Raw genomic sequence first — 12,523 nt, forward strand, 5'->3', positions numbered from 1 at the left:
TGAAAACCTGCAGTGCCGGCGATTTGACATTCCATCACTCCCCACTAATTCACACTTGAAAATGAAGGAAACAATGAATGAATACTGCGCTGCCTGCCGCGAAAGCCCGGACCGGAGTGTCCGGTTTGGATACAATTCTGGCGGGAGGGCTTTCGGCGGGCCATGTGTTCCTCCTCGAGGGAAATCCGGGAGCAGGCAAGACCACCATTGCGCTGCAGTTTCTGATCGAAGGCGCACGGCTTGGCGAACAGGGGCTCTACATCACCCTTTCCGAAACCGAGAGCGAATTACGGGCGGGTGCGGCGTCGCATGGCATGGTGATCGACGGCAATATCGAGGTCTTCGAAGTCGTGCCTCCAGAAAGCCTGCTGGACTCCGACCAGCAGCAGAGCCTGCTTTATTCGTCGGATCTCGAACTGGGCGAGACGACGAAGGAAATCTTCGCGGCTTTCGAGCGGGTAAAGCCACAGCGCGTCGTGCTCGACAGCCTGTCGGAAATCAGGCTGCTTGCGCAAAGCTCGCTCCGCTATCGCCGGCAGATCCTGGCGCTCAAACATTATTTTGCCCGGCAGGGAGCAACCGTCCTATTGCTCGACGACCTAACGTCTGACGTACTCGACAAGACGGTGCACAGCGTCGTGCACGGTGTCATCCATCTTGAGGAACTTGCGCCGAGCTACGGCTCCGAACGCCGCCGTCTGAGGGTCGTCAAATATCGTGGACAGGCCTTCCGAGGCGGTTATCACGATTTCATCATCCAGACCGGCGGCGTCATGGTGTTTCCGCGCCTGGTCGCCGCCGAACACAAATCGACTTACCTCCGCGATCGGATTTCCTGCAATATCCCGAAACTGGACCTTCTTTTAGGAGGCGGCCTGGAGCGAGGTTCCAGTACCCTCATCCTCGGTCCTGCCGGCACAGGAAAAAGCACTTTTTCGTTTCAGTTCCTGGCAGCAGCGGTTGCGCGCGGCGAGAAAGCGGCGGCCTTCATTTTCGACGAGGAGCTCAGTCTGCTCTTTGCCCGGCTGAAGGCATTTGGAATGGATCTCGAAGCGATGAGGGACGCGGGCCAGGTCCATATTGAACAGCTCGATGCCGCCGAACTGTCGCCGGGCGAATTCGCCCACCGCGTGCGGGACTGCGTCGACAAGTCGAATGCGAAAACTGTCATCATCGACAGCATTAACGGTTATCAGGCTTCGATGCCGGATGAGAATTCACTGATCCTTCACATGCATGAATTGCTGCAGTATTTGAACAGGCAAGGCGCCAACACCTTCCTCACCGTTGCCCAGCACGGGCTGGTCGGTGACATGAAGTCACCTGTCGACGTTACCTATCTCGCCGATACCGTCATTCTGCTGCGTTATTTCGAGGCTGCCGGAAAGGTGCGCCGCGCCGTCTCCGTGATCAAGAAGAGGACCGGCTTTCATGAGGATACCATCCGGGAGTATCGCATCGACAGTTCCGGCCTGACGTTCGGAGATCCTCTCGTCGGGTTCCAAGGCGTCCTTCGTGGCGTTCCCGAATTCATCGGAACGTCGGCGCCGCTCCTGTCGACCGATGGCGGGGATGGCGGCGATTCCTAATTCCGGCAAACCGAAAGCATTGATCTACACGCCCGCCGGCCGTGATGCCTGGGTGGCGGTTTCGCTGGTCGACGAGGCCGGACTGGCCTCGATCGCCGCCGCCGACCTTTCCATGTTTGCGTCGTCGCTCAGCGATGACATCGCGCTTGGTGTCCTGACGGAAGAGGCCGTTCGCTCGGGCGACCTCGAGCCGATCGCCGCCTGGGTTTCGGCCCAGCCGAGCTGGTCGGACCTGCCGTTCATCGTGCTCACCACCCGCGGCGGGGGGCCTGAGCGAAATCCATCCGCTGCCAGGCTTTCCGAGGTTCTCGGCAACGTCACCTTCCTGGAGCGGCCGTTCCATGCGACTTCCTTCATCAGCATCGCCCGTACCGCGTTGAAGGGGCGCCTGCGCCAATATGAGGCGCGCGCACGGCTCGAGGCTTTGAGCGAAAGTGAGCGGCGATTGCAGACGGCGCTCGCCGCCGGCCGTCTCGGGGCGTGGGAGCTCGAACTATCGTCGATGGCTTTGTCCGTCTCGGCGACGTGCAAAGCCATCTTCGGCCGAGAGCCGGATGAGGAGGTGACGTACGACGAGCTGATTGCAAGCATTCATCCCGGCGACAGGGATCTCGTGCAGGCGCGCCTGCGCCAGACGATAGACACCGGACGCGACTATTCGATCGCGCACCGGACGATCTGGCCGGATGGATCGCTGCATTGGACCGAGGTTCACGCGCAGCTCTATGCAGGCAAATATGGCTCCGCCAGGAAACTCGTAGGCGTCTGCTCCGATACCACCGCCCGCAAGGCGGCCGAGGAGAATCTGAGACGTCTCAACGAAAACCTCGAAGAACGCGTCAGGGAGCGGACCAGAGAGGTCAACGCCGCCCACCAGACACTGCTCGAAGAAGTCGCCCAGCGCGAGAGAGCCGAGGAGCAGCTTCGCCAATCCCAGAAAATGGAAGCGATCGGCCAGCTCACTGGTGGCGTCGCGCATGATTTCAACAATCTGCTGATGGTAGTTCTCGGAAATCTGGAGCTGCTCGGCAAGCACGTTGCGGGAGATGCCAAGGCCACACGTCTGGTGGAGGGTGCGCTCCAGGGTGCACGTCGGGGAGCGGCGCTGACGCAGCGCCTGCTGGCTTTCGCCAGGCAGCAGGATCTGCAGGTCAGGCCCGTCGATCTGACCGAGCTCGTCTCCGGGATGAACGACTTGCTACGGCGCTCGGTCGGACCCTCGGTCAGCATCGAGACCCTCCTGCCGAATGGGCTGCCGCCGGCGCTTGTTGACGCGAACCAACTCGAACTGGCGCTGCTCAACCTTGCGGTCAATGCCCGCGATGCGATGCCGGAGGGGGGAAGGCTGTCCATCTCGCTGCGCGAGGAAGAGGTCGTCGGCAATGGCGCCGATCTCGGCGAGGGGGCCTACCTCGTCTTGGCGGTGGCCGACAGCGGCACCGGCATGGACGCGGAGACGCTGAAGAAGGCCGTCGATCCGTTCTTCTCGACCAAGGAACTCGGAAAGGGCACGGGTCTGGGTCTATCGATGATCCACGGACTTGCCGTTCAGCTCAATGGCGCACTCCTTCTGAAAAGCGAGCTTGGGGTGGGAACGACCGCCGAGTTGTGGCTTCCGGCGACCGAACGGCGCCCCGTGCTGCTGGCCGAGGCGGAGCTCTCCGTCCCGCAGGCCGCGTCCAGACTGAAGATCCTTCTGGTCGATGATGATGCCTTGATCGCCATGAGTTCGGTCGACATGCTCGAAGATCTCGGCCACGAGGTCATCGAGGCAAATTCCGGCTCGCAGGCGCTTGATCTGATCAGGAGCGGCCAGCCTTTCGATCTGATGATCACCGATTATTCGATGCCCGGTATGACCGGCGCACAGCTCGCTGAAGCCGCGCGGGACATCCTGCCAGCGCTGCCAATCGTGCTGGCAACTGGCTATGCCGATCTACCCGCCGGCACCGATATCGATCTTCCGAGATTGGGAAAGCCCTATAATCAGGCGCAGCTTGCCAAGGAAATCAGCAAGGCGGTGACAGGCGAAGCGGCGCCGGGTCTCAGATGTGGCAGCGGCGCCGGTGCTTCAGGGCCTCGCCCGGCCAAGGCCGACGACCGCTGCGATGAAATCGGCGATGGCGCCCGTATCGTCTAGATCGAAGACGGGCAGGGCCGTATCCCCGACGGTATGATCGGCGGCGATGGCGCAGATATTGGGATCGCTCGGCGCCAACGCTTCACGATTGGCGGCCTCCAGGCGGCGAGCCTCGATCTTCGGGATCGGCTCGCGCTTGTAGCTTTCGATCAGCACGAGATCGCAGGGGGCGAGACGCGCGAGAATCTCCTCGAACGCGGGTTCGGGCGCGCCGCGCAGCTCATGCATGATGGCATAACGCGTGCCGGAGACGATGGTGACCTCGTGGGCGCCGGCCTGGCGGTGGCGGTAGCTGTCGGCTCCGACTTTGTCGATGTCGAAATCATGATGCGCATGCTTGATCGTCGAGATCCGGTAGCCGCGGCGGGTGAACTCCGTCACCAGCCGGACGGCAAGCCCTGTCTTGCCCGAGTTCTTCCAGCCGGCAATGCCGAAGATTTTCGGTGCGGTCATGTGCGCAGGGCCTCCAGCCAGCGTTGCGCCTCGATGAGATCGTCAGGCGTGTTGATGTTGAAGAAGGGGTCGAGCAGGCTGGCGCGGGTCGGATGCAGCGGAAAGTCCACTTCCGTAACGTCATGCCGCAACAGGAAGTCGCGCACGCGGCGTTTCTCGTCGGTAGCGATCCAGGCTTCCAGATCGGCTGCCAGTGTCACCGGCCAGAGACCGAAGACGGGATGATTGCGGCCCTCGGAGGCGGCAATGGCGATCTGCGACGGCCGCGCCAGGGCTGCGGCCAGGCGGGCGACGAGATCGGTGGGAAAGAACGGGCAATCCACCGAGACGGTGACGACATGGGTAATCGCGGGAAGGCCGGCGCCGTAGACCATGGCCGCGTGGATGCCGGCCATCGGCCCGGCCTTGCCAGGAATGCGGTCGGGAACCACCGGCACGTCCTCGGCGACTGCGTCGGCGTTAACGGCAACGGAGATGACCTGCTGCGAGAGACGGAGCAGTACATGGCGAAGCAGGCTCTCGGTTCCGAGCATCACCTCCGCCTTGTCGCGACCCATGCGTTGCGAGCGGCCGCCGGCCAGCACGACGCCTGCTATATCGGATCTGTCGAGCGGGAATTCAGTCATCATCCTGCCTCAAACCGGTGAGCGCGGCGCCGATTCCTGCGCGATCGGAGGCACGCGGCGCTTGGCTTCACGATAGAACGTATAGAGGCCGGAAGCGATGACGATTGCGGCACCGAGGAGCGTCCAGTTGTCAGGTACTTCGGCGAAGAAGAAAAAGCCGAGCAGCGAGGAGAAGATCAGGCTGGTATAGCGGAAGGGCGCGACGAAGGAAATTTCCCCGGTGCGCATGGCGAGGATCACCGACTGGTAACCGACGAGCACCAGCACCGAGGCAAGCAGGAGATGTCCAAGGGAGGTCGCGCTGACCGACTGCCAACTGCCAAGCACGGGAATGAGAAGCGCGCCGAAAAAGGAGATGGAGGTCGCGGTGATGACGGTGATCATCAGCGAGGGAATCTTCGGATCGATGGAGCGGGTAGCGAGATCGCGGCCGGCCGTCGTCAGTACCGCGCCGACGCAGAGCAGGGCGGCAGCGGTGAATCCTTCCGGTCCGGGGCGGATGATGATCATGACGCCGACAAGACCGACTGTTATCGCCGACCAGCGCCGCCAGCCGACGGGCTCGCGGAAGAAGAGCGCCGCACCGAAGGTGACGACCAGCGGCAGCGATTGCAGGATCGCCGAGGCATTGGCGATCGGCATCATGCCGAGTGCGGTGATATAGGTGACGGCGGACAACATCTCACAGATGATGCGCAGGATGATAACCGGCTGCAGCACGACACGCCAGGAGCGCAGAGCGCCCATTTTCCTGGCGATCAGATAGACGAGCAGGCTGGTGAAGAGGCCGCGCAGGAACATGATCTCGCCGGCATTCATATAGGCGACCACCGATTTGGAGAGGGCATCGCTCGCGGAAAAGCCGGCCATCGCCATGCTCATATAAATGGCGCCCTCAGTATTGCGTGACCGCGGCATGAAGAGATTCCCTTACCTGTGCGCCCTTTCTTAGTCGGGAAGATACATGAAGGGAATCGGATGAATGTCACACCTGGGATAAATCGATGGTGCGCTGCACAAAGCTGCTGACGTAACGGCAGGCGCTTATGTGGAAACTACAGCAAGCGGCGGTTTTGTCTGGTGAAACCGGCATGTCGGATGCGGCGATCCCGACGAAACTGATCTGACCGAGACGATATGCCATCGGGGCCTTTGTTGTTGCGCGCAGGAACCGGGTGGCTGCAGCGCCGAATGTCTGAGATCTGGGATGCCTCAACAATCGAGGAGAACCGACATGACACTTCTGAACGGAAAAACCGCAATCGTCACCGGCGCAAGCTCGGGCATCGGCCGCGCGGCTGCCAAGGTCTTTGCACGGGAAGGTGCGAAGCTGGTGATCAACGGCCGGCGGCAGGATGCACTCGACGCCGTTGTCGCCGAAATCGAAGCGGAGGGTGGAGAAGCCGTCGCCGTTGCCGGCGATGTCAGGGACGAGGTGCTGCAGGCAAGGCTTACCGACATGGCGGTCTCGCGCTTCGGCGGGCTCGACATCGCCTTCAACAATGCCGGCGGTCTCGGCGAGATGGGGCCGGTTGCCGGATTGTCGCTGGAGGGCTGGCGCGAGACGATCGAGACCAATCTCACCGCCGCTTTCCTCGGCGCGAAGCACCAGTCGGCGGCGATGGGTGAGGGTGGCGGTTCGTTGATCTTCACCTCCACCTTCGTCGGCCACACTGCCGGCATGCCCGGCATGGCCGCCTATGCGGCGAGCAAGGCGGGGCTGATCGGCCTCGTGCAGGTGCTCGCCGCCGAACTCGGGCAGCAGAATATCCGCGTCAATGCCCTCCTTCCCGGCGGCACCGATACGCCCGCCAGCATCACCAATGCACCGGATGCAACGCCTGATCTGCTCGCCTTCGTCGAAGGATTGCATGCGCTGAAGCGCATGGCGCAGCCTGAAGAGATCGCCAATGCGGCGTTGTTCCTGGCGTCGGATCTGTCGAGCTTCGTGACGGGGACGGCGATGCTGGCGGATGGTGGGGTTTCGATCAGCCGGACGTAGGATGGGTGAGGGGGCATTTTGCCCAGGCAATGAAAGATGTGCCATGTGCCGTGCGCCCCCTCATCTGCCTGCCGGCATCTTCTCCCCGCTGGGGAGAAGCGGAATCGCGGCGGCGCCTCGCTCCATTTGAGACGTCGCGATAGGTGTGGCCACCGTGTGTTGCTCCCCCTTCGCCCCAGCGGAGAGAAGATGCCCGTAGGGCGGATAAGGGGGGTGAGGAGCGTCAGCGACGACGCCTTGAGCGGGAAGCCAAAGGCAGTGGCTGCTTCAATGCCGCCCCAAGGCCACCTAAGACATAATCAACCCGCCGTCGACATTGATCGTCTGGCCGGTGATGTAGGCGGCGTCGTCGCTGGCGAGGAAAGTGACCAGGCCGGCGACGTCCTCGCCGGAGCCGGCGCGTTTCATCGGGATGCCTTCGACCCATTCCTTCATCAGTTCGCCGGGGGCATAGTTGCCGAGCAGTTTGCCCCAAGCCTGGTCATTATAGGCCCACATATCGGTTTCAATGATGCCGGGGCAGAAGGCGTTGACGGTGATGTTTTCGGTCGCGACTTCCTTGGCCAGGCTCTGGGTGATGCCGACGACGCCCATTTTCGAGGCGGCGTAATGCGGGGTGTAGATGAAGCCGTCGCGGGCCTGGCCGGAGGCGGTGTTGATAATGCGGCCGCCGCGCTTTTGCTTGCGCATTCTTGCAATGGCCTCCTGGGCGCAGAGGAAGACGCCCTTGGTGTTGACGGCCATGACCTTGTCCCACTCATTTTCGGTCAGGTCCTCGACACGGGCGATGGTGATGACGCCGGCATTCTGGATCGAGACGTCGACAGTGCCGAATTCCTTTTCGGCCGCATCGTAGAGCGCTACGACGCTCGCCTTGTCGGTGACATCGCCCACGAAAGAGATCGCCTTACCGCCTTCGGTTCTGATGTGCTCGGCGACACCGTGGACCAGATCTTCATTGGCCGAGACGACGAGATTGGCGCCTTCGCGCGCAAAGCGCCTGGCGATCGCGGCGCCGATACCGCGGCTGCCCCCGGTAATGACGACAGTCTTTTGCTCAAAGCGTTTCATGGCTTTCCTCGCATCCTTCAATAGACGGCAAATGGGCGCGGCAGCGGCTGTCCGGCGTGAAGGGCGGGCAGACGACGATATCGCACGTCATCATGCCCGTTAGTCCCTTCAGCGCCTCGATCTCAGCCAGGGAGGGAGCGAGACCGTTCATATTCCAACTGCCGGCTTCTGATCGCATCACCAGCAGCAGAAACCGCCGTCGACGAGAAGATCGACGCCGGTTACAAAACTTGCTGCATTCGACAGCAGGAACACCGCCGGACCCACCATCTCGTCGACCGTTGCCATGCGCTGCATTGGCGTCTGCTCTTCGAAGAGCTTGGTCTGGTGGACCATTTCCGGACGGGTGTTCATCGGCGTTGCCGTGTATCCGGGGGAGATTGTGTTGACGCGAATGCCGCGGTCGACCCATTCCATCGCCAGGGATTTCGACATGTGGATGACGCCCGCCTTGGAGGCGTTGTAATGCGCCTGGCTCAGGCCGCGGTTGACGATCACACCGGACATGGAGGCGATGTTGACGATGGAGCCGCGTCCATTCTTCAACATGGCACGGGCCTCGGCCTGGCAGGAGAGGAATATGCCCTTGAGGTTGATATCCATCAGCGTCTGATATTGATCTTCCTCCATCTCTTCCGCCGGGTTGGCGTTGGCGATGCCGGCAGCATTGACGGCAAGCGTCAGAGCGCCGAGATCGGCTTCGGTGCGTGCGACCGAATCTGCAAGGGAGGATTTGTTGGTAACGTCAGCCGCGATCTGGATCGAGCGGCAGCCGGCAGCGCGGATATGTTCAGCCGTCCTGGCCAGTCCGTCATCGGTCCGGCGGTCCAGCAGAGCCACGTTGGCGCCGCATTGCGCAAGGCCGATAGCAATTCGCTGCCCAATGCCGCTCCCGGCGCCGGTAACGATGGCAACCTGACCGCTGAGATCGAAAAGCTTAGGGGCGTTCAGAGTGATGTCGGACACCGCTCTTCCTTTCTCTGTCTGTTCAGAGCATTTCCGTTTTTCTTCGAATCTCGAAAAAGCTCTATCTCTTTTTTTTCACACAGTTCCCAACGCAAAACCGCTGCACACTTTTGCTGGAATTGCTTTAGATGGTAGCCAGTTCCATGACCGAAACGTCATTGGCCTGGTCACGATTGAGGATCCCCGCCTGCTTGCCTTGTGCAAGCACGAGAATGCGATTGGAGACGCCGAGAACTTCCTCGAGGTCCGAGCTTACGACGATGACCGCCACGCCCTGTTTGGCAAGATTGACGATGATGTCGTAAATGCCGGCGCGAGCGCCGACATCGATGCCTCTGGTCGGTTCGTCAAGCACGACGACCTTGGGATCGCGCATGAGCCACTTGGCGATCACGACCTTCTGTTGGTTGCCGCCTGAAAGGTCCGAGGCGTATTGCTCGGCACGGCCCTTGACGCCGAACTTGGCCACCGCCTTTTCCGCAAAGGAGCGCTTGAGGCGCGGTGTGATCCAGCCACCGCCCAGCTTGTCGAGATTGGCGTAGATAATGTTCTCGCTGATCCGGTGCCCGACAATCAGGCCTTGCTCCTTGCGGTCTTCCGGAACCATCACGATCCCCTTGGCGATCGCGTCCGCCGGGTCGCGCAGCCTGAGTTCCTCGCCTTCCAGCTTGATCGAACCGGCACTGATCGGATCGGCGCCCGAAATTGCGCGCACCAGTTCGGTGCGGCCGGCGCCGACCAAGCCGGCGATGCCGAGAATTTCACCGGCCCGCACCTCGAAGGTGACGTTACGGAAGGAGTCGTCCGGCGAGCTCAACCCGGAGACTTGAAGCACCGGACGATCTGTCGGAACGGGCAGGGTGGGGAACAAGCGGTCGAGCGGGCGTCCGACCATGCTCTCAACGATCGTTCGCACCGGGGTCGCGCTGTCGGAGAATTCCTGCACGCGCTCGCCGTCACGAAGAACGACGATGCGGTCGGTGATCTGCTTGATCTCTTCCATGCGGTGGGAAATATAGACGATGCCGACGCCTTCCGAGCGAAGCTTGCGAACCTGTTCGAACAGAGCTTCCGTCTCTGCGCCGCCAAGGGCGGCTGTCGGCTCATCGAGGATCAGCAGCTTTGCGTTGAGAGCCAGCGCCTTGGCGATCTCGATAAGTTGCTGATTTGCGGTGGAGAGGCCGGCGACCGTCCGCGTCGCGGGTATGTGAAGGTTCAAGCGGGCGAGCTGGTCTTGGGCCCGGCGAACCATCTGGGCACGGTCGACGGCGCCGTTCTTCATCGGCCAGCGTCCGATGAAGACGTTTTCTGCGATCGACAGCTGCGGCAGAAGCTGCAGCTCCTGGTGGATCAGGACAACGCCCTTGTCGATCGCTTCCCTCGGGGTGGCCGGGGCATAAGGTTGCCCCAGCCATGTCATCGATCCTTCGGAGGGCGTGCGGGATCCGGCAATGATGCCCGACAGCGTCGACTTGCCCGCTCCGTTTTCACCGAGAAGTGCAACCACTTCGCCCGGATAGACGTCCAAGCTGACATCCTTCAGAACTTGGAGCGGCCCATACCACTTGGATATGCCCCTCAGGGAAAGAACGGGATCAGTCACGGCACACCTCCTCAAGACCTACTTTATCAGGGATGGTTGGCGATGAAGCCTGCCACGTTTTCCTTGGTTGTCAGCGTGGCATCCAGGAGCTGGACCGGCGGCACCTTTTCTCCGGCGACAAGCTTGGCGGCATTTTCAACCGCATCGCGGCCCATCTTCTGCGTCTGCTGCGTCGCAGTCACGTTGAAGACACCTTTGCTGAGGGCTTCGAGCGCTGCGGTGTCGCCATCGAAGCCGCCGACCACGATCTTCTGCGACGGATTGGCGACCTTGATCGCCTGGGCGGCGCCAAGGGCGAGACCGTCAGCCTGTGCGAACACGATCGAAACGTCCGGATTTGCCTGCAGCATATTCTGCATGATCTGGAAGCCTTCGTCCTGGCTCCAGATGTTGGAGAACTGCTCGGCGACGACCTTGACATCAGGATATGCCTTCAGGGATTCAGCGCAGCCCTTCGAGCGATCAACTTCCGGCGTCGTGCCCTTCTGGCCATGGATGATGACCATCTTACCCTTGCCGCCGGCTTCCTTCAGAATGTAGTCGCAGACGGCCTTGGCAGAGGCGACGGAGTCCGTCGCAAGGAATGTATCGCCCGGTGCTCCCTCGGCGTTGCGGTCAACGTTTACGACCGGGATGCCGGCGCTCTTTGCGAGCTTGACCGGAACGGTCGCAGCCGCCGCACCGGCCGGAATGTAGATCAGAGCGTCGATTTTCTGGGTCAGAAGATCCTGGATCTGGTTGACCTGTGTCGGCCCGTCGCCCTTTGCGTCGACCGTGATGACTTCGATGCCGCGCTTCTTGGCTTCGGCCTCGACCGATTGCTTGATCTGGTTGAAGAAGTTTGCCTGAAGGTTGGCAACGGCGAGGCCGAGCTTCTTCAGTTCCGCCGCGTGTACGGGGCCAAGCATGAGGCCGAGCAGTGCAGCAGACGCGAGCATGGTGCGCGCTATTTTCATTGTATTTCCTCCGTTGTTTGATGGAACCCTCGGGTATGTCCTCCCCCTCGGGGTATTGATCCGTCCCGAAGCCCGGGGCGGAATTCCGGGTCCGCCAACGCGGCGGACCCCGCTCGTCAGGCGCGACGCCGCCGAATGGTCTCCGCGCCGACCGCAAGCACGATGACGATTCCGATGATCACTTGCTGAAGAAACGGTGAGACGTTGAGAAGGTTGAGACCGTTGCGCAGGACACCGATGATCAGAACGCCGATCAGCGTTCCGCCGATGCCGCCGGCGCCGCCGGAGAGCGAAGTGCCGCCAATGACGACCGCAGCGATGGTGTCCAGCTCATAGCCCAGACCACTGGACGGCTGGACGGAATCCAGCCGGGCGGCGAGCACGACGCCGGCAAGCCCCGCAAGGACGGCACTCATGACATAGACGCCGATCGTCACCAGCGGAACGTTGATGCCGGCGAGGCGCGCGACTTCGGCGTTGCCGCCCACCGCATAGAGCATCCGGCCTTCGGACCGAAAGTGCAGGAAAAGCCAGGCCGCAAGAACCACCGCCAGCATCAGAAAGACCGTGGCTGTCATGACGCCGAAATGGCGATCGATCGCCAGCATCATGAACCAGTCGGGGAAGCCGACGATCTGCTGGCCATCGGTGATCATGTTTGCAACGCCGCGGGCGGCCGACATCATTGCCAGAGTGGCGATAAAGGCCGGAACCCTGAATTGCGTCACCAGCAGTCCGACGATCAGGCCCGATACCGCCGAGGCGATCAGCGCAAAGGCGATCCCGACCGGCAGCGGCAGGCCGGCGACGTTGGCAGTCCAGCCCATGACCATCATCGCCAAAGCGAGTGCCGAGCCGACGGAGAGATCGATGCCGCCGATCAGGATGACGAAGGTCATTCCGACCGCCATGATGCCGAGAACGGTGATCTGGTCGAGGATGTTGAGGCCGTTTCGAACCGAAAGAAACGTGTCTGTGCTGACGCTCAGAAAGACGCACAGCACGAGCAGCCCGACGAGTGGGCCGGTCGCTCCCTTGAGCTTGCTCAACCACGCACCGGACGAAAGCCTGTGTTCATTGATATCGAGCGCCACCATTGCTCCTCCCTCTGCGTAGG

Annotated in this window: 12 protein-coding genes; 3 read left to right on the top strand and 9 right to left on the bottom strand. The window is 61.7% G+C overall.

Translation table 11 applies throughout. The annotated features are described in order from the left end of the window. The first annotated feature begins 77 nt into the window (after positions 1–77). Positions 78–1,589, top strand: coding sequence for an ATPase domain-containing protein (locus J7U39_RS06745; protein ID WP_210631045.1), 1,512 nt, complete (start codon positions 78–80; stop codon positions 1,587–1,589). Then, positions 1,564–3,729 (top strand): hybrid sensor histidine kinase/response regulator, encoded by a 2,166-nt coding sequence (locus J7U39_RS06750; protein WP_210631612.1) that lies wholly within the window; start codon positions 1,564–1,566, stop codon positions 3,727–3,729. The genes J7U39_RS06745 and J7U39_RS06750 overlap by 26 nt, the downstream gene beginning before the upstream one ends. Here J7U39_RS06750 and mobB read toward each other — a convergent pair. Genes mobB through J7U39_RS06765 form a run of 3 tightly spaced genes read right to left on the bottom strand, consistent with a single transcriptional unit; the run spans position 3,661 to position 5,726 of the window. Continuing rightward, positions 3,661–4,182 carry a molybdopterin-guanine dinucleotide biosynthesis protein B gene (gene mobB, locus J7U39_RS06755; protein ID WP_210631046.1) on the bottom strand — a complete coding sequence of 174 codons (522 nt, stop codon included), beginning with the start codon at positions 4,180–4,182 and terminating at the stop codon, positions 3,661–3,663. The two genes, J7U39_RS06750 and mobB, sit on opposite strands and share 69 nt — an antisense overlap. Beyond that, positions 4,179–4,808 (bottom strand): molybdenum cofactor guanylyltransferase MobA, encoded by a 630-nt coding sequence (gene mobA / locus J7U39_RS06760; protein WP_210631047.1) that lies wholly within the window; start codon positions 4,806–4,808, stop codon positions 4,179–4,181. Before mobA ends, mobB begins: the two co-directional genes overlap by 4 nt. A 9-nt stretch (positions 4,809–4,817) precedes the next feature. Further along, positions 4,818–5,726, bottom strand: a complete 909-nt coding sequence (locus J7U39_RS06765) for a DMT family transporter (protein ID WP_210631048.1) — start codon at positions 5,724–5,726, stop codon at positions 4,818–4,820. A 316-nt stretch (positions 5,727–6,042) separates the two neighbouring features. Between J7U39_RS06765 and J7U39_RS06770 the strand changes: the two genes are divergently transcribed. After that, positions 6,043–6,810: an SDR family oxidoreductase gene (locus J7U39_RS06770; protein ID WP_210631049.1), complete on the top strand. Its 768-nt coding sequence runs from the start codon at positions 6,043–6,045 to the stop codon at positions 6,808–6,810. A gap of 288 nt (positions 6,811–7,098) precedes the next feature. Here J7U39_RS06770 and J7U39_RS06775 read toward each other — a convergent pair whose 3' ends face one another. The 6 genes from J7U39_RS06775 to J7U39_RS06800 form a co-directional block, all read right to left on the bottom strand. Continuing rightward, entirely contained in the window at positions 7,099–7,881 is a 783-nt protein-coding gene (locus J7U39_RS06775; RefSeq protein ID WP_210631050.1) for a glucose 1-dehydrogenase, read from the bottom strand. Beyond that, positions 7,868–8,032 carry a hypothetical protein gene (locus tag J7U39_RS06780; RefSeq protein WP_210631720.1) on the bottom strand — a complete coding sequence of 55 codons (165 nt, stop codon included), beginning with the start codon at positions 8,030–8,032 and terminating at the stop codon, positions 7,868–7,870. The genes J7U39_RS06775 and J7U39_RS06780 overlap by 14 nt, the downstream gene beginning before the upstream one ends. A gap of 26 nt (positions 8,033–8,058) precedes the next feature. Further along, positions 8,059–8,847 carry an SDR family oxidoreductase gene (locus tag J7U39_RS06785; RefSeq protein ID WP_210631051.1) on the bottom strand — a complete coding sequence of 263 codons (789 nt, stop codon included), beginning with the start codon at positions 8,845–8,847 and terminating at the stop codon, positions 8,059–8,061. 124 nt (positions 8,848–8,971) lie between these two features. Further along, positions 8,972–10,450: a sugar ABC transporter ATP-binding protein gene (locus tag J7U39_RS06790; protein ID WP_210631052.1), complete on the bottom strand. Its 1,479-nt coding sequence runs from the start codon at positions 10,448–10,450 to the stop codon at positions 8,972–8,974. 26 nt (positions 10,451–10,476) lie between these two features. After that, on the bottom strand, positions 10,477–11,406 hold the full coding sequence (locus J7U39_RS06795) for a sugar ABC transporter substrate-binding protein (protein WP_003540275.1): 930 nt from the start codon (positions 11,404–11,406) through the stop codon (positions 10,477–10,479). A 116-nt stretch (positions 11,407–11,522) separates the two neighbouring features. Beyond that, a complete protein-coding gene (locus J7U39_RS06800; protein ID WP_097612907.1) occupies positions 11,523–12,503 on the bottom strand; it encodes an ABC transporter permease in 981 nt (326 codons plus the stop codon). Positions 12,504–12,523 lie beyond the last annotated feature (20 nt).

This window comes from Rhizobium sp. NLR16a, assembly GCF_017948245.1.
Lineage (GTDB): Bacteria > Pseudomonadota > Alphaproteobacteria > Rhizobiales > Rhizobiaceae > Rhizobium.

What these genes read in the sequence shown, in the direction of transcription:
- J7U39_RS06745 (WP_210631045.1), top strand. Translation starts at nt 78, where the DNA reads ATGAATACTGCGCTGCCTGCCGCGAAAGCCCGGACCGGAGTGTCCGGT.
- J7U39_RS06750 (WP_210631612.1), top strand. Translation starts at nt 1,564, where the DNA reads ATGGCGGGGATGGCGGCGATTCCTAATTCCGGCAAACCGAAAGCATTG.
- mobB (WP_210631046.1), bottom strand. Translation starts at nt 4,182, where the DNA reads ATGACCGCACCGAAAATCTTCGGCATTGCCGGCTGGAAGAACTCGGGC.
- mobA (WP_210631047.1), bottom strand. Translation starts at nt 4,808, where the DNA reads ATGACTGAATTCCCGCTCGACAGATCCGATATAGCAGGCGTCGTGCTG.
- J7U39_RS06765 (WP_210631048.1), bottom strand. Translation starts at nt 5,726, where the DNA reads ATGCCGCGGTCACGCAATACTGAGGGCGCCATTTATATGAGCATGGCG.
- J7U39_RS06770 (WP_210631049.1), top strand. Translation starts at nt 6,043, where the DNA reads ATGACACTTCTGAACGGAAAAACCGCAATCGTCACCGGCGCAAGCTCG.
- J7U39_RS06775 (WP_210631050.1), bottom strand. Translation starts at nt 7,881, where the DNA reads ATGAAACGCTTTGAGCAAAAGACTGTCGTCATTACCGGGGGCAGCCGC.
- J7U39_RS06780 (WP_210631720.1), bottom strand. Translation starts at nt 8,032, where the DNA reads ATGAACGGTCTCGCTCCCTCCCTGGCTGAGATCGAGGCGCTGAAGGGA.
- J7U39_RS06795 (WP_003540275.1), bottom strand. Translation starts at nt 11,406, where the DNA reads ATGAAAATAGCGCGCACCATGCTCGCGTCTGCTGCACTGCTCGGCCTC.
- J7U39_RS06800 (WP_097612907.1), bottom strand. Translation starts at nt 12,503, where the DNA reads ATGGTGGCGCTCGATATCAATGAACACAGGCTTTCGTCCGGTGCGTGG.